This is a genomic window from Kitasatospora sp. NPDC127067 (assembly GCF_042724755.1).
GTDB lineage: Bacteria > Actinomycetota > Actinomycetes > Streptomycetales > Streptomycetaceae > Kitasatospora > Kitasatospora lactacystinica.
The window spans coordinates 36,627-53,654 of sequence record NZ_JBHXEM010000055.1; the positions used below are offsets into that span (position 1 = coordinate 36,627).

Here is a 17,028-nt window from a genome sequence, read left to right on the forward strand (position 1 = left end):
TCACCACGGACAGGAGGTGGTCATGATGAAGAAGCAGCTTCGAGGAATCTGTGCAGGCTTCTAGAACTGGCTCGACCAAGCCCAGGGATGCCGAAGTGCGGGGGGAAGAAGCTTTTCTCCCCGCATTCTTCCGCTCTTCAGAACATTCGCCAAGGATTATCCAGTGAAACTTCTGCCAGGGAGTTCTCGGACCCCTTGGACATATTGATCAGACCAGCCTCGATCGACGCCGCGAGAACGGCTGGGAGATTTCCGTCGAGATAATCGCGGCTCGCGCCCACTCCGATGAGGATTCCCTTCCCCGTGGCCACTGCCAGGTGGAAGTTCGGCCCTGACCGCTGGGTGGACGGACGCCACTCGATCCCGGTGCGCAGGGGGGACCCGGCGGCCGGCTCGGCGTCCACATCGCCGAGGAAGTTGTAGTGCTTGGCGAAGGCGGTGGGGTCCGTCTCCGGCAGGCCGGCCTCCCGGAGACTCTCCTTCAGCGCGTCGACGTCGTAGCAGCCGTTCATGTACGCCGTCATGGACTGGACGTAGCAGGCCCGCAGATACTCCAGCGGGTGGGCCTCCTCGTCGACCGTGACGGTCACCGGGGCGAACTGGTTGAGCGAGCCGACCAGCGGCACCCACCGGGTGGTGAGCCGGTTGGCGGCCATCAGCGCGAAGGTCATCCGCTCGGTGCGCTTGAGCCGGGACAGCGCGAGCGCGCCGACGCCGAGCACCACCGACTGGACCGAGATCTTCAGCCGGTCGGAGAGCTCCTGCGCGGCGGTCAGTCCCTCCAGGCTGTAGAGCGACGCCCGGCGTCGCTCGGTGGCGTCCTCCGGATCCCGGTCCGCCGGGACGAGCCGGCTCCAGGCCTCGGTCCAGTGCCGGACGCTCCGGGTGCCCGGTTCCTCCTGCTGCTCCTGCGCCATTTCCAGCGGCTGCACCACCGGCCCGAGCGCCCCGCCCTCCAGGAGGACACCGAGTTGCTCCTCCAGCACCCGCAGCGCACCGTTGTCGGCCGCCACGTGGTGGATCACGGTGACCAGGTGGAGCGCGTCCCCCTGGTGCGTGGTGACGAACGCGCGCCACGGCAACTCGGTCTCGATGTCGATCGGCTCGACGGCCGCCTCGGCACCCAGCCGGAGGGCCGCCGCGAAGCTGTCCTCGGCCAGCTCCAGCGCGGCCACCCGGGACGGGCGGTACGGGTGGACCGTCTGGGCCGGTGTCGGGCCGCTCAGGTCGTAGGTGGTCCGCAGCGACTCGTGTTTCGCCACCAACTGGAGCCAGGCGTCCATTACTTGGGCCGCGCCGAGACCGAACGGCACCTCCCAGACGCTGACCAGATTGGCGACCGCCCGATGGTCGGGGCCGTGTGTCTCCAGCGAACGCAGGACCGACAGCTGACCGTATGTCACCGCCCCCGTCCGGAGCTCGCTCACAGCCGGGCCGCCCGGACGGCGAACTGGCCGAGCATGGTCTGCTGGATCTGCGTCGTGCCCTCGATGATCTCCATCACCTTGGCGTCCCGGTAGTGACGCTGAACGGAAGCCTCCGCCCCGATGCCCTGGGCACCGTGGATCTGCACCGCGTCGGCGGCCGCCTTGACGGCGATCGTCGAGGTCCGGTACTTCGCCAGCAGGGTGTGGTTGACGGACTCCGTCTCCCCCCGCTCCTTGCTCACCCCGGCGTGGTAGCAGAGCAGCCGGGCCGTGATGGTGTCGGTGAGCATGTCGGCCAGCAGCTGCTGGACCAGCTGGTGGTTGCGGATCTCGGTGCCGTACTGGGTGCGGCGGCCGGCGTACTCCGTCGAGGCCTCCAGACAGGTCTGTGCCAGGCCGACGGAGCCCCAGGCGGTGCTGTAGCGGCCGAGGTCGAGGGCGCTGGAGGCGACGAAGGTGAGGCCGAGGCCGGGACGCCCGACCAGGTTGGCGGCCGGGATCCGGCAGTCGTCGAAGGTCATTCGGCCGAGCATCGAGCCGCGCAGGCCGAGCAGGCCCTCGATCGGCTCCACCGACAGGCCGGGAGTGTCCCGCTCCACCAGGAAGGCGGTGTGCTGCCCTTCGAACGTGGCGAAGACCAGGAAGAGGTCCGCGATCTGCGCGAAGCTGATCCACTTCTTGGTGCCGCGCAGGACGACATCGGCGCCGTCGGCCGTCGCCGTGGTCCCGACGGCGGCGGCGTCACTGCCGACGTCCGGCTCGGTCAGGGCGAAGGCCGCCAGGGTTCGGCCCGAGGTGATCCGGGGGAGCCACTGCTGCTTCTGCTCCTCCGTTCCCCACTTGTGGATCGAGTGGGCGACCATGTCCTCCACGGCCACGAGGTTACGGATCGACTGGCAGCCTCGGCCCAGTTCCTCGGTGAGCAGTCCGTATTCGACCCAGTCCATGCCGAGGCCGCCGAACTCCTTCGGGACGGGCGCGCCTAGGTAGCCCTGCCCGGCCAGGTCGGCGACGATCTCTCGGGAGACCGCTTGCTCGCGGTCGCAGCGGTCCGCCTGCGGGACCAGGACACGGTCGGCGAAGGCACGGAACTCGGCGTGGCGCTCGGCCTGCTGTGGGGTGAGGTGACTGAGTATCAACGCATTCCTTGCGAACGTGGGGGCGGGCGCATCACTCCGGTGGGAGCGGTGGCATCCGGCTCGGAGAGGGGGAGGCTCAGCCGGCGGTGGCGGCGGCGAGGGCCGGTCCGGCGTCGGCGGCGGTGTACCGCTCACGGCCGGTCAGGTTGACCAGGACGACCTGGTCCGGGGTGATCCGCCGGGCCGCGACCTCATTGCGCAGCGCGGCAATGGTCGCGGCCGAGGAGTGGCAGACGTCCAGCCCCTCCAGCTCGCGGAGCATCGTACGGGCTTGGACCAGTTCGTCCTGGTTCACCGAGACGATGGAGCCACCGCTCTCGGTGGCGATGTCCCGCATGTAGGGATAGGTGGCCCGGCCGTCGCCGAGCAGGATGGCCCGGGCCAGACCCGTCGGGTGCTCGATGACGTCGTCCTCGGTGAGCTCGGCCCGTCCCTCCCGCCAGGCCGCGGCCATCGGCGCGCAGGTGTCCTGCTGGACCATCACGAAGCGGGGCGAGGAGGTGAGCCGGCCGCAGGCGAGGTACTCTGCCACGCCCTTGCGTGCGGCCATCATCCCCATGCCGCTGCTGATGGCCTGGACGACGACGTCGGGCTTGTCGTCCATGGCGTCGAAGGCTTCCAGGTAGGTGAGCTTCAGGCCCTCGCGACGGGCCCAGTTGAAGAACCCGCCCTCCCAGACCAGGCCCTTCCGAGCTGCGAACTCCTGGGCCGCCCGGGTGGCTTGTGCGTAGTTGCCGTCCACCACGGTGAGGGACACCCGGTCGCCGGTCTCGATGTCGTGGTCGCCGGTGAAGTCACGGCCGCAGAAGAAGTGTGCCCGCATCGAGTGGTCCCTCCGCACAGCGCGGGCCAGGGCGGTGGAGCTGTTCCCGGTGCTGGAGGCGACGAACTCCTTGATCCCGAACTGCCGGAACACGGCCAGGACCACGGAGGCCAGCCGGTCCTTGGTGGTCCCGGTCGGCTGCTGGGACTCGTCCTTCACCCAGAGGCGGGGCAGACCGATGACCGCTCCGAGGCGCGAGGCCGGACGGCAGGGGGTCCGCACACTGATGCCGGCGTCGAGTAAGTGCTCGGATTCGACCGGAAGGAAGTCCAGGTAGGTCAGCTCAGGCCGGTCACCGTCATGCTCGGTGACGTTCTCCAGGTTCATCCTGGGATCGAGCGCACCCGAACATCGGGGACATCGGAGCCGGAATTCCGGGTCGGATTCCCAGCCGCAGTTGACGCATAACAGGCGGTACTTGGGCGGCGCTTCGGCTTTTGCACAGTGGTCGACGACCGGCATTTTGCTTTTCCCCCACAGAAGTTACCGGAGAATGGACCGACTGACCCGAATCTATGCCGGAGCCACGATGCCAGTACATCTACATGTATGACCGAGTTGACCTGCATGGACCACCTGATCGCGGTGGCGTCACGGCGCGGCCTCTCAGGCCAGCGCTTCGCTCCGGCCTCCCATGAGGGCACGCGACACGAAGCCGTCGGGCCCGCGAGGCACGTCGCCGACGACGGTGGTGCGGTGCACGATCCGCTCCTCCTGGAACATCAGGCCGTCCACCGGACCGGCATGGGCCACGGCGCGGTTGTCCCACATGACGAGGGTGTCCTGCTCCCAGCGGACCCGGGCGTGGATCTCGTCCCGCCCGGCGAGCTCGTCGAGAAGGAAGTCCAGCAGGGCCGCGCTCTCGCGGGGCTTGAGACCGCGGATGGCCTGGAGGAAGACGGCGCTGACGAGCAGGCTGCGCGCACCGGTCTCGGGGTGCACCCGCACCAGCGGGTGCACGGCCGCGAAGGGGCCGGCCGGCTTGCCGTCGAAGCGGGGCGCCGCCGTCGGGGCGTGTCGGGAGTGTATCGCCTGCAAGGTGTCGACGTACCCCCGGAGGGAGGACGACAACCCTTCGTAGAGCGCTTCCAGATTGGCGAAGAGAGTGTCGCCGCCGACCGGTGGAATCTCGACACCGCGCAGAATGGTGATGGCGTTCGGATTGACCACGAAGGTGCTGTCGACATGCCACTCGGTTCGCAGGCGCCGCGGCGTCGATCCCTTCAACGGATGACTGAGGCCGGCCTCGGCCTCGGCCAGCGCCCGTCGCTCCTCCGACAGTGCGGTCCGCAACACGGCGGGGGCTTCGCTCAGACCGTTCACGATGGGATGTGCCGCAGTGGCACCACCCAGAGCATTGGTGAGTTCGACCTGTTGCGCGTCACTCATCGGCTGATTCCGGAAAACGAGAACTTTGTGACGCACCAGGGCCTCACGAAGGCGGGCCACTACGGCCGGCGACAACTCCGCCGCGAGATCGACGCCTTCCACCTCCGCGCCAGTGATAGGCGTGAGAGGCCGAAAAGTCATTTCTGACACCAGAACCCCCAATGGCGTGCCTGTGCGATCAAACGTGGACCACCCTACCCCAGGGCACCCACGTCCTGTCGAGCCTTCGACCAGGGAAAGCGTGCCGACTCGACAAGCCATTGCTTCACTACGCCCGTTTCACACCAATCTCGCCCACCTGACCCAACGCGACACAATCTGGACATCAGCCGTCTGCCAACCAGAAAAAGAGACTTGACGATGTCCCAGCAACACCATAGGGTCAATTACCTGCATAGGCCTCGAATGCAAGAGATCTGGAACACAAAATGTCGAACGCACAGTCCGACGACTTGATGTCGGTGATTTCCGAAGTATTCGCCCCCCTTGAAGTCTCGCTGGACAGCACTTTCGATGACCTCGGAGCCACCTCCGTGTCGCTGCTCCGCCTGATGGTCTCGATCCAGAGCACGTTCGACGTCGATCTGGACGTCGTCGACATGTTCACCGTGGCCAACGTCGGTGAACTGGTCCAGCTCGTCGAGGAGCGGATCCCCGCTTCGAAGTAGTCCCGCCACGGACGGACCGGAGCGATCCCGTCGCTCGCCTCGGGGCCGGCGCATACACATGAGGATGCGGGGTCGGAGTCCGTCACCGCCGTCCCCGTCCCGAGGCCTCGTAGAGGGTCGAAGTCCCCGTGCAGGCCGCCGCCGGCGTTCCGGCCCGAGGCCCGATCGCACCCGACCGGGACAGTCTGTCGCACCTGACGTCGCCGGTGGACACCGACGCCCGGCCGAGCCGGCCCTGGCAGCCTCGCGACCGCCTACGCGGGCCGTTTCCAGGACCGTCTGGCCCGAAGAGCCAGCAGCCACTGTCCAACCGCCGAAAGAGACATCGTGACCGCGTACCCAGCCGCGAAGTACTTCCTGTCGAGCTACATCTCCCCGCCCGGCAGCTTATCCGTCATCGCACCGCGCCACGACCAGAACATCGCGCTCTGGCGCAGTCACGACTCGCGGGTCGAACTCGTCAGAGTTTGGGAGCTCGAGCGCGTCAGCGGACAGAAGCACCACTTCTGGCCACTCTTCACCGTCGACCGTTACAACAAGGTGCTGACCGAACTGCTCGCGGCCGAAGGGCTCTCCCCGGAGGACGTGAGCCTGTCCTGGGGCACGCCCGGCCTGCCGCACCACGCCGACATCAAGCTACCGACGGGCGCCGAGGACTTCCCGATCCACAGCCTCGCCCACCTCTACAGCGGACTGCTCCTCGACTCCGAGGTGTTCCGCGGCGAGACCATCATCGGAATGGCCCTGGATGGCCGGCCCGACTTCGGCCTCGACCGGACGGGCAAGAAGTACTGGTACACCGGCTGCGTGTCGGCCAAGGGCGACGTCGACTTCGCTCCGGTCGAATCCCCGGCCCCGATTTACGACGCCGCGTCGTCGGAGTTCGGCAAGGAGCCGGGCACCCTGATGGCCCTGGCGTCGGCCTGCCCCACCGAAATCGCCTTCGACACCGAGGCGGCGGTGCGGGAGCTGGAGCTGTTCGGAGGCCGACGAGTACCGCTGGTCGACACGCTTCCCTTCGTCCAGGCCGTGATTCGTGCAGCCGAGTCCCAGTTGCCGTCCATGGAGCTGGACAGCCGCTTCACCCACCAGGAGCACCTGCAGTCCGCGGTCATGAAGATCGTCCAGACGGCCTGCGAGCTCGTCATGGTGCGCAACGTCGACCGGCTGCTCGAATCGGCAGGGGTGGACCCGCGCCAGGCGTACCTCTCCCTGAGCGGCGGCTTCGCCCTCAACTGTCCGACCAACTCCTTCCTGCTGCGCCGCTACGGATTCAAGGGCCTGCTCACGCCGCCGAGCGCGAACGACTCCGGCCAGTCCCTCGGGATCGGCCTCCTCGGCCTCCTCGGCGAGGGGCTGCTCCCGGGCGGTGGTTTCCGGCTAGAGTCCGCCTACCACGGCTCCGAGCTCACCGACGTCGAGAGCGCGCTGCAGCACTTCGACGACTTCATCGAGGACGTCGAGGAGTTCACCGAGGCCCGGTTCGTCGAGGACCTCTCCACCGGACCGCTGGTGTGGGCGGACGGAGCGGCCGAGATCGGTCCGCGCGCACTGGGCCACCGGAGCATCCTCGCCGATCCCCGCTCACCCCGGTCGAAGGAGCTGCTGAACGACTGGAAGAGCCGGCAGTGGTGGCGCCCCGTGGCCCCGATCGTCCTGGAGGAGTACAGCGGCGAGTGGTTCGAGGACCCCTGGCCCTCGCCCTACATGCTCGAGACGGCGTACGTGACCGAGTCCAAGCGCCGGCTGGTCCCGGCCATCCTCCACCTCGACGATTCGGCCCGGCGTCAGACCCTGTCCGCCGAGACCAACCCCCTGCTCCACCGGGCGATCGAAGCGTTCCGGCAAGCCACGGGGGTGCCGATGGTGTGCAACACCTCCCTGAACGACAAGGGTGAGCCGGTGGTGGACACGGCGGCCCAGGCCCTGAACTTCGCCATCCGCAAGGGCGCTGCCGTCGCCTACATCGCGGGCCGCCGCGTCCGGTTGCGCACGGAGGCCGCCGGCCGGAGCCCGGTTCCCACGCGTCGGCACGATCGTCGCGAGGAACTCTTCGCGGGCCAGGAGCAGGACCGCGACGCGATCTGGGAGTCCTGGGTCGAGTCGGGCTACACCACCGCGGCCATGGTCCTGATGTCCCGCTCCCCCGAGCTGCGCGATCAGGCGTTGGCGAAGCCCGCCGTGGTCAACCAACTGGCCGAGGTCGCGAGCGCCCGGGATGCAAGCGGCACGCTGGCCCTCGCCGCGGCGAAGCACGCCCGGATGTTCGGCCCGGACGCGGTCTTCGACACCGAGTCCCAGGAAGGCGCGGCTTTCTGATGTGACATCAGTTCTCGTGCTCCGGGACGGGACGGATGTCACACGCGCACCGCCGGCTGCCAGGGTTCTCCCGCTCCGGAGGGTGGCAGGAAACCGGGTGCCGCGCCCGCGGAAACCCTGGAACGGCCCTCCGGACCGTCCGCCATGCGCCGCCCGACGGCCCTGGTCCGGCGGCGTCCCGCGCGCCCGGCACTCTCCCAACAGCCACCGTCCGGACGGCCGTGCCGTCATGACCGGCTTCGCTCCAGCAGTACGGAGGATCAACGCAGTGAACACGAAATCGCTCTGGGCGCACACCTCTGACATGGCTCACATGAGCGAGGAGTCCCGGGCCGGGCACCCCTCGCACGCGGTCGTGACCGAGCGGATCGCGGCACTGCACGGCGAAGAACCGTTCGAACTGCTCGACTGCGGTGTCATCTCCACGGTCACCTACCGCCACCTGCTGACGGCGGGCCTGGAGGTCGACTACACCGGCATCGACATCAACGAGGCCGCCATCGACGACTGCCGCGGGCTCCACCCCGAGGCGCGGTGGGAGCAGATGAGCGTCACCGACCTCACCTTCCCCGAAGGCTCGTTCGACGTGGTGAACTGCCGGCACGTGCTGGAGAGCCTGCCGTACTACGAGACCGCCGTCCGCGAACTGTTCCGGGTCTCCCGCCGCACCGTGGTGATCTGCATGTTCCAGGTGCCGCGGGAGACCGAGGTGCTGCTGCGGCGCGAGACGGCCGACGGCTACATCTGGCTCAACCGCTACGCCGCCGGCCCGTTCGAGGCGCTGCTGCACTCGCTCTCGGAGTCGGTCGAGATCATCGACGTCCCCGCCGACCACCGCCGCAACCAGGTCTATCTCTGCACCAAGCGATCCGCGTAGCCGTGGCCCGTTCCGGCGAGACGGGTGACGTACGTCCTGCCCCCAGACTCCTCGAGGCAACCCTCATGACACTGCGCCACCCCGCACCTCCCGTGCCCGGCCCCGATGCCGAAGGGCGCCCCGCCGAGCTGCCTGCCGCCCCGGAGCTCCCGTTGGACCGGACGCCTCCGGCCCGGCGCGACCACCGGGCCGGCTCGGTCCCCCTCGTCGTCCCCGCCGGGGCGACCGCCGCCCTGCGGCACCTGGGTGAAGCCTGCGGAGGAGGGCTCCCGGCGGCGGCCTTCGCCCTCCACCTGGCCCTGCTGCACCGGTACGGCGGACAAACCGAGCTCGCGGTCGGGGTGACCAACGGCGCCGGGGTGACCACGCCGGTCCGCGTCGAGGCCGGCGGGAGCTTCCGGGACCTGGTCCGGCGGGCGGGCGCCGCGCTGGCGGCGGCCGAAGAGGTCCGCACCGGCGCGGCCGTCCACCTCTGGCCGGGATTCTCCTTCCGGCCGGAACCGCGTCCCGTGCCCGAGACCACCCACTGCGACCTGGACCTGCGGCTCTCCTGCCCCGACGGCGAACTGTCCGGGCACCTGGTCCACGCGACCGACGTCCTCGACCCGGCCACCGCCCGCCGCGCGGTGGACCACCTGCTGCGCCTGCTCGAAGGCGCGACGGCCGATCCGGACCGGTCGGTGTCCGAGCTGCCCCTGCTCACCGCCGGGGAGGAGCGCGTCGTCGAGGCGCTGAACGGCGTCCCGGGCGAGCCGACGGACCGGTGCTTCCACCGGCTCTTCGAGGAGCAGGCCGCCCGCACCCCCGAAGCGATCGCCGTCCGTTCCGAGGGCGCCGCCCTCAGCTACCGGGAACTCAACTCCCGGGCCAACCAGTTGGCCCACCTGCTGCGGGAGAGCGGGGTCGGCCCCGAGGTGACGGTGGGCCTCTGCGCCGATCGCGACGTGCGGCTGATGGTGGCCGTGCTCGGCATCCTCAAGGCCGGTGGCGCGTACGTACCGGTGGACCCGAACGACCCGGTCGAGCGGCGGGACGGCATCCTCGCCGACGCGGCCGTGCGGATCGTGGTGGCGACGGCCCCGCTCGACACCGGACACCGGGTGGTCGAGCTCGACGCCGGGCTGACCGTGCTGACCGGCCGGCCGGACCAGGACCCGCCGGCCGGGCACTCGGCCCCGGGGGACGCCGCGTACCTGCTCTACACCTCCGGCTCCACCGGCAAGCCCAAGGGCGTGGTGATCGAGCACCGCCAGCTCGTCGGCTACACCCGCGCCGTCGTCCGGCGGCTCGGCATCGACGGGCCGCTCAGCTACGCGATGGTGCAGCCGCTGACGGTGGACTCCAGCGTCACGGCCTTCGCCCCGCCGCTGTGCACGGGCGGCGAGGTCCAGCTGATCTCCCGTGACGTCGCGCTGGACGCGGAGAGGCTGGCCGACTGGGTGCAGACCCGGGGGGTCGACTGCCTGAAGATCGCGCCCTCCCACCTCCGGGCCCTCCAGACCTCGCCGCGCTTCGCCGAGCTCCTGCCGCGCCGCCTGCTGGTCATCGGCGGCGAGGCCTCCGACTGGCGCTGGCTGCGCGCCCTCCAGCGCCTCGTCCCGCACTGCCGGGTCTTCAACCACTACGGTCCGACCGAGACCACCGTCGGTGTGCTGACCCTCGCCGTGGCCGACCACCCGGAGGCGGAGTGGGAGACCGCGCCGATCGGCGTTCCGCTCCCGGGCACCCGGGCCCACGTGGTGGACGCGGCGGGCCGTCCCACGCCCGTCGGCGTCGCCGGAGAGCTGCTGATCGGCGGCGACCTCCTCGCCCGCGGCTACCACCGCCGGGACGACCTCACCGCGGCGGCCTTCGTCCCGGACACCCTCGGCGGCGGGCCGGGCTCCCGCCTCTACCGCACCGGCGACATCGTCCGCCGCCTGCCCGACGGGACGATCGCCTTCCTCGGCCGGCGCGACGACCAGATCAAGGTCCGCGGCTTCCGGGTCGCCCTGGGCGAGATCGAGGCCGCGCTGAAGAGCCACCCCGAGGTGCGCCACGCCATCGCCGTCGTCCGCGAGGACGTCCCCGGCGACCGGCGGGTGGTCGCCTACATCGAGCCGCACGGCCCCGGGTTCAGCACCGCCGGGCTGGAGCGCCACCTGCGGGACCGGCTCTCCCCGCACATGGTGCCGCAGGCGATGGTGACGCTGGACCGGCTGCCGCTCTCCGGGCACGGCAAGGTCGACCGCGGCAGGCTGCCCCGGCCCGCCGAGCCCGCCACCGCGCCGCTGCCACCGCGGAACGAACTGGAGCGACTGGTGGCGCAGGTGTGGCAGGAGGTCCTCCACACCGAGGCGGTCGGCACCGACCAGAACTTCTTCGACATCGGCGGGCACTCCCTGCTCATGGTCGGGCTGCACCACCGGCTCCGGGCGACGACCGGCCGGGAGGTCGACCTGCTCGACCTGTTCCAGCACACCACCGTCCGGGCCCAGGCCGAGCTGCTCTCGCAGCAGAGGCAGGGGGTGGCACCGGCCGCCACCCGCGGCAGGAGCGCCCAGCAGAACGCCCTGCTGAAGCGCCGCCAGCAGCAGCTGCAAGCGAAGCGAGGTCACCATGAGTGAGTACTCCCCCGAGCTCGACCCCACCGCGGACACCGAGCCGGACACCGAGCCGGACTCCGAACAGGCCGACGGCTTCTCCGAGTTCGACGACAGTCTGGACATCGCCGTCGTCGGCATGGCCGGCCGCTTCCCCGGCGCCCGGACGGTCGAGGAGTACTGGAGCAACCTCAGGGCGGGCGTCTGCTCCGTCACCCGCTTCGAGGACGAGGAGCTCGCCGCCCGGGGCGTGGACGACGCCACCCTGGCCGACCCGAACTTCGTCGGCGCGGGCTACCCGCTGGCGGACAGCGAGAAGTTCGACGCCGCCTTCTTCGGCTACTCCCCGCGCGAGGCCGAACTCATGGACCCGCAGCACCGGGTCCTGCTCGAATGCGCCTGGGCCGCCCTGGAGAGCTCCGGATACGACACCGACCGGCAGGACGGCCTGGTCGGCGTCTACGCGGGCGCGGGCAACAACACCTACCTGCTCTTCAACATCGCCTCCCAGCCCGGCGCCGCGCAGATCCTCGGCGACAAGCAGACGGTGATCGGCAACCGGCCGGACTTCCTCGCCAGCCGGGTCTCCTACAAGCTCGGCCTGGAGGGCCCCGCCCTCAACATCCAGTCCGCCTGCTCCACGTCACTGGTCGCCGTGGTCGAGGCGTGCCAGGCGCTGCTGGCCTACCAGTGCGACACCGCACTGGCCGGCGGCGTCGCCGTCGACGGGACCAGGAGCAAGGGCTACGTCTACCGCCCGGACGGCATCTTCTCGCCGGACGGCTACTGCCGCACCTTCGACGCCCGCGCCCAGGGGACGGTGGGCGGCGACGGCGTCGGGATGGTGGTGCTCAAGCGCCTCAAGGACGCGATCACCGACAACGACCACATCCACGCGGTCATCAAGGGCTCCGCGCTGAACAACGACGGCTCCCGCCGGGCCGGCTTCAGCGCGCCCAGCGCCGCCACCCAGTCCGCCGTCATCTCCACCGCGCTGGCGAACGCGGACGTGCCGGCCGAGAGCATCGGCTACATCGAGCTGCACGGGACGGCCACCATCCTGGGCGACCCGATCGAGTTCTCCGCACTCGCCTCGGCCTACTCCGGGGTCGGGGAGCGCAGTTGCGCCCTCGGCTCCGCCAAGACCAACATCGGCCACCTCGACTCGGCCGCCGGGGTCGCCGGCCTGATCAAGACCGTGCTGGCGGTGGAGCACGGGCAGCTGCCGCCCACCCTGCACTTCGAGCGGCCCAACCCGCGGATCGACCTGGCCGGCAGCCCGTTCTACGTCAACACCGAGCTGCTGCCCTGGCCCGAGGGCGACGGCCCGCGCCGCGCCGGGGTCAGCTCCTTCGGCCTCGGCGGCACCAACGCCCACGTCATCCTCGAACAGGCCCCTGAGCTGCCGCGCGAATCCCGGCAGGCCGACGGCGCCGAGCAGTTGCTGGTGCTCTCCGCGAAGAGCCCGGAGGCCCTGGAGGCGGCCACCGACCAGCTGCACGACCACCTCCGGGCGCACCCCGAACTCCCGCTGGCCGATGTCGCTTTCACCCTCCAGCAGGGCCGCCGGGCGTTCCCGTACCGACGGATGCTGGTGGCCGGCGGCACCGAGGAGGCGCTGGCGGCGCTCGACGCCCGCGACGACGGTCGGCTGCTCACCGCGACCGCGCCCGAGGCCCCGCACCGGCCGGTGGCCTTCATGTTCACCGGCTTCGGCTCCCAGTTCCCCGGCATGGCGCGCGAACTCTACGCCCAGGAGCCGGAGTTCAGGGCAGCGATGGACGAGTGCGCCGGACTGCTGGAGCCGCTGCTCGGCACGGACATCCGCGAACTCGTGTTCACCGTCGACGAGTCCGCGGACGCCGCCCCCGGGAAGCTCCTCGACTTCAGCAGGCTGCTGCTCCAGCCGGAGCGCAGCGAGCACCCGCTGGACCAGCCACGCCTCGGCTACCCCGCGGTGTTCGCCCTCGAGTACGCCCTGGTCAAGCTCTGGGCCGCCTGGGGGGTCGAGCCCGAGGTGATGATCGGTCACAGCCTGGGCGAGTACGTCGCGGCCTGTACGGCCGGGGTCTTCTCGCTGCCCGACGCCCTGCGCCTGGTCGCGGAGCGCGCACGGCTGATCGAGGAACAGGGCGAGGGCGCGATGCTCGCCGTGCCGCTCTCCGAGGAGGCCGTCGCACGGTACACCGACGCGGAGGTCTGCCTCGCCGCGGTCAACGGCCCGCAGACCTGCGTGCTCTCCGGCACCGTCGAGGGCATCGAGCGGGTGGCCGGCGAACTGCTGGCCGCCGACATCGCCACCCGCCGGCTGACCACCCGCTTCGCCTTCCACTCCCCGATGATGGACCCGGTCGTCGAGCGCTACGCCGAACTGGTCCGCTCGGTCCGGCTGAACGCCCCGGCCGTGCCGTTCGTCTCCAACCTGACCGGCACCTGGATCACCGACGACGAGGCCACCAGCCCCGAGTACTGGGCCCGGCACGTACGGGAGAGCGTGCGGTTCGCGGACGGCCTGGCCACCCTGTGGTCCGTCCCGGACATCGCGATCGTCGAGATCGGCCCCGCGCCGGCCCTGACCCCCGGGGCCATCCAGCACCCCGCCGCCGCCGGCACCGACCGGGTCGTCCTCCCGTCCCTCCCCGGCGCCTTCCTCGGGCAGAGCGACCGCACCGCGCTCCTGCGGGCCGCCGGACGCCTCTGGCTCGCCGGCCGGGAGCGCCCCTTCCCGGCCACGGCCGGCGCCCGGCGGGTCCCGCTCCCCTCCTACCCCTTCGAGCGGCGCACCTACTGGCTCGAACCCGGCACCGCCCAGCCCGGCAGCGGCTCGGCCCAGCAGCGGCGCGGCGACCTGCCCCAGTGGTTCTACACGCCGTCCTGGCAGCGGCTGGCCGGCGCACCGCAGCCCGCCGAGGTCGGCCTGGCCGACGAGCGCTGGCTCGTCTTCGCGGACGAGACCGGTGTCGGCCACCACCTCGCCGACCGCCTCGAAGGTTTCGGCGCCACCGTGCGCACGGTCTCACGGGGAGCCGAGTGGCACCGCAGGAGCGAGCGCGAGTACGTCCTCGACCCTGCCCGGCCTGAGCACTTCGAGCGACTCGCCGAGGCGCTGCGCGCCGAGGGGCCGCTGCCCGGTCGGGTGGTGCACTGCTGGAGCGTCGGCGACGACGCCGACCGGGCCACGGCGCCCGAGGACGTCCGGGCCCTGCTGCACCGCTCCTTCGACAGCCTGGTCCACTGGGTCCAGGCCACCGAGGCCGAGCTGATGACACGGCAGCAGCGCTGGGACGTGCTGTCCTCCGAGGTGCACGCCGTCCTCGGGGACGAGCCGCTCTGCCCGCCGAAGGCCACCGTCCAGGGCCTGTGCAAGGTGCTGCCGCAGGAGTACCCCTCGCTCAGCTGCGTCCACTTCGACCTCCGCCCCGAAGGCCCGCAGGCCGTACCCGGGCTGGTCGACCAGCTGCTGGCCGACCTCGCCGCCCCGCCCGCCGAGCGCACCATCGCGCTGCGCGGTCGGCACCGCTGGGCGCCGACGTACGTGACCGGCGCGCCGCGCCCGCGGGGTGGTTCCCCGGTCCGCCCCGGCGGGGTGTACCTGGTCACCGGCGGCCTCGGGAAGATCGGCCTGCTGATGGCCCGTGCCCTCGCCGACCGGGCCGCGGTGCGCCTGGTGCTGCTCGGACGGACGGGTCTGCCGCCCCGGGAGAGCTGGGCCGATCCGCAGCACCCGGAAGCGGTCCGGTCCGCGATCCGTGCCGTCCAGGAGATCGAGGCGCTCGGCTCCGAGGTGCTGGTGACCGCCACGGACGTCTCCGACCGCACGGCCATGCTCGCCCTGAAGGAGCGCGTCCTGCGGGAGTTCGGCCCGATCGACGGCGTGCTGCACTGTGCCGGCACGACCGGCACGGCGGCCCACCGGGAGGTCGCGGTCCTGGGTGCGGAGGAGGCCTCCTGGCACTTCGGCCCCAAGCTCTACGGCACGCAGGTGCTGCACGAGGTGCTGGCCGACCAGCAGGTGGACTTCGCCGTCATCTGCTCCTCGATCGCCTCGCTGCTCGGCGGGCTCGGCTTCGGTGCGTACGCCGCCGCGAACGCCGCGCTCGACGCCTTCGCCCAGCGGCACCACAGCGCGGCCCTGCCCTGGACCAGCGTCAACTGGGAGGCCTGGCACTTCTCCCAGGAGGACCGGGCGAATTCCGAACTCGGCGCGGCGGTACGCGAGTTGGCACTCACCCCGGCCGAGGGCCGACAGGTGTTCGACGCCCTGCTCGACGCGGTGCCCCAGGCGCAGATCATCACCTCCACCGGTGACCTGACGCTGCGTCAGGAGCTGTGGGCCGACCCGGTGGCCGAGGCGCCGGCCCCGGCCGCCCGGCACGAGCGCCCCAACCTGCGCAACCCGTTCGTCGCCCCGAACGGCGAGACCGAACACCGGGTGGCGGAGATCTGGCAGGAGCTGCTCGGCCTGGAGAGCGTCGGCGTCCAGGACAACTTCTTCGAACTGGGCGGCAGTTCACTGCTCGGCCTGCAGGTCGTCCACCGACTGCGTCAGGGGCTGGCGGTGGCCGTACCGCTGACCATCGTCTACGAGGGCCCCACCGTACGCACCCTCGGCGCGCTCATCGACAACCTTCGGGCGGCGCAGTGATGGCGGCGCGCGGTGGTGTCGCGATCATCGGGATGGCGGGACGCTTACCCGGCGCGGGGGACCTGACCGAGTACTGGTCGAACCTGCGCGACGGCGTCGAGTCGATCGTCGCCCTGACCGACGAGGAGCTGACGGCGGCCGGGGTGCCACCCGAAGTCTTCGGGCAGCCGAACTACGTCAAGGCCGCGCCCGCCTTCGCCGGCAGCGACCTGTTCGATGCGGAGTTCTTCGGGTACACCGCCCGCGAGGCCGAGGTGATGGACCCTCAGCACCGGCTCTTCCTGGAGACGGCCTGGGCGGCGCTGGAGCACGCCGGCTACGACGCCGCCCGGTACGAGGGCAGCATCGGCGTCTTCGGTGGCGCGGGGGCCAACCGCTACGTCCAGCACGTCTACTCGCACCAGCAGATCGTGGACACCCTGGGCCAGACCCAGATCCTGGTGGCCAACGAACTCGCCTTCCTGGCCTCCCGGGTGTCGTACAAGCTGGACCTGAAGGGCCCGGCGGTCTCGCTGCGCGCCGCCTGCTCGACCGCACTGGTCGCCGCCCACACCGCCTGCCGGAGCCTGCTCGCCGGGGAGTGCGACCTCGCCCTGGCGGGTGGCGTCCACGTCGACCCGAATCCGGGCACCGGCTACCTGCACCAGGACGGGTCCTTCGTGTCCCCCGACGGGCACGTCCGCCCGTTCGACGCGGACGCCCGGGGCACGGTCTTCGGGACGGGTGTCGGTCTGGTCGCGCTGAAGCGGCTGGAGGACGCGCTGGCCGACGGCGACACCGTCCACGCCGTGATCAGGGGCTCGGCGATCAACAACGACGGCGCGGTGAAGGTCGGTTTCACCGCCCCGAGCGTCACCGGCCAGGCCGCGGTCATCTCCGCCGCGCTCGCCGGCGCGGGCCTCGCACCCACGGACATCGACTACGTCGAGGCGCACGGCACGGGCACCTCGCTGGGCGACCCGATCGAGGTGCAGGCGTTGTCACGGGCGTTCGGCGACACCGGGTCCTGGGCCCTCGGCTCGGTCAAGGGCAACATCGGCCACCTCGACGCCGCCGCCGGCATCGCGGGCCTGCTCAAGACCACACTCGCGCTCAAGCACGAACTCCTCCCCGCCTCGCTGAACTACACCCGCGGCAACCCCGACATCGACTTCGCCAA

General features: G+C 71.0%; 10 protein-coding genes. 6 read left to right on the forward strand and 4 right to left on the reverse strand.

Annotated features, from left to right (window positions below):
• Positions 1-137: 137 nt before the first annotated feature.
• The 4 genes from ACFWJ4_RS22290 to ACFWJ4_RS22305 all read right to left on the reverse strand — a co-directional run bounded on the left by ACFWJ4_RS22290 (position 138) and on the right by ACFWJ4_RS22305 (position 5,039).
• Complete coding sequence (locus ACFWJ4_RS22290; RefSeq protein ID WP_380546334.1) at positions 138-1,403, reverse strand: condensation domain-containing protein; 1,266 nt, start codon at positions 1,401-1,403, stop codon at positions 138-140.
• A 20-nt stretch (positions 1,404-1,423) separates the two neighbouring features.
• Positions 1,424-2,566, reverse strand: coding sequence for an acyl-CoA dehydrogenase family protein (locus ACFWJ4_RS22295; protein WP_380546336.1), 1,143 nt, complete (start codon positions 2,564-2,566; stop codon positions 1,424-1,426).
• Positions 2,567-2,642: 76 nt separating this feature from the next.
• Entirely contained in the window at positions 2,643-3,716 is a 1,074-nt protein-coding gene (locus tag ACFWJ4_RS22300) for a pyridoxal-phosphate dependent enzyme (protein ID WP_380546338.1), read from the reverse strand.
• 279 nt (positions 3,717-3,995) lie between these two features.
• Entirely contained in the window at positions 3,996-5,039 is a 1,044-nt protein-coding gene (locus tag ACFWJ4_RS22305; RefSeq protein ID WP_380546340.1) for a TauD/TfdA dioxygenase family protein, read from the reverse strand.
• Positions 5,040-5,233: 194 nt separating this feature from the next.
• Between ACFWJ4_RS22305 and ACFWJ4_RS22310 the strand changes: the two genes are divergently transcribed.
• The 6 genes from ACFWJ4_RS22310 to ACFWJ4_RS22335 all read left to right on the forward strand — a co-directional run.
• Entirely contained in the window at positions 5,234-5,446 is a 213-nt protein-coding gene (locus ACFWJ4_RS22310; protein WP_380546351.1) for an acyl carrier protein, read from the forward strand.
• Between the two features lie 327 nt (positions 5,447-5,773).
• Complete coding sequence (locus ACFWJ4_RS22315) at positions 5,774-7,765, forward strand: carbamoyltransferase C-terminal domain-containing protein (RefSeq protein WP_380546342.1); 1,992 nt, start codon at positions 5,774-5,776, stop codon at positions 7,763-7,765.
• A gap of 313 nt (positions 7,766-8,078) precedes the next feature.
• Complete coding sequence (locus ACFWJ4_RS22320) at positions 8,079-8,642, forward strand: class I SAM-dependent methyltransferase (RefSeq protein ID WP_380546344.1); 564 nt, start codon at positions 8,079-8,081, stop codon at positions 8,640-8,642.
• 152 nt (positions 8,643-8,794) lie between these two features.
• Positions 8,795-11,248: an amino acid adenylation domain-containing protein gene (locus tag ACFWJ4_RS22325; RefSeq protein ID WP_380546345.1), complete on the forward strand. Its 2,454-nt coding sequence runs from the start codon at positions 8,795-8,797 to the stop codon at positions 11,246-11,248.
• The gene (locus ACFWJ4_RS22330; RefSeq protein WP_380546347.1) at positions 11,241-15,869 is read left to right on the forward strand and encodes an SDR family oxidoreductase; all 4,629 of its coding nucleotides are present in this window, start codon (positions 11,241-11,243) and stop codon (positions 15,867-15,869) included. The genes ACFWJ4_RS22325 and ACFWJ4_RS22330 overlap by 8 nt, the downstream gene beginning before the upstream one ends.
• A 32-nt stretch (positions 15,870-15,901) precedes the next feature.
• On the forward strand, positions 15,902-17,028 hold a 1,127-nt coding region (locus ACFWJ4_RS22335), incomplete at its 3' end, for a beta-ketoacyl synthase N-terminal-like domain-containing protein (protein WP_380546349.1).

Excerpts from the sequence above, each read along its gene's own strand:
- ACFWJ4_RS22300 (WP_380546338.1), bottom strand. The coding sequence starts at position 3,716 with ATGAACCTGGAGAACGTCACCGAGCATGACGGTGACCGGCCTGAGCTG.
- ACFWJ4_RS22310 (WP_380546351.1), top strand. The coding sequence starts at position 5,234 with ATGTCGGTGATTTCCGAAGTATTCGCCCCCCTTGAAGTCTCGCTGGAC.
- ACFWJ4_RS22305 (WP_380546340.1), bottom strand. The coding sequence starts at position 5,039 with ATGGCTTGTCGAGTCGGCACGCTTTCCCTGGTCGAAGGCTCGACAGGA.
- ACFWJ4_RS22330 (WP_380546347.1), top strand. The coding sequence starts at position 11,241 with ATGAGTGAGTACTCCCCCGAGCTCGACCCCACCGCGGACACCGAGCCG.
- ACFWJ4_RS22320 (WP_380546344.1), top strand. The coding sequence starts at position 8,079 with ATGAGCGAGGAGTCCCGGGCCGGGCACCCCTCGCACGCGGTCGTGACC.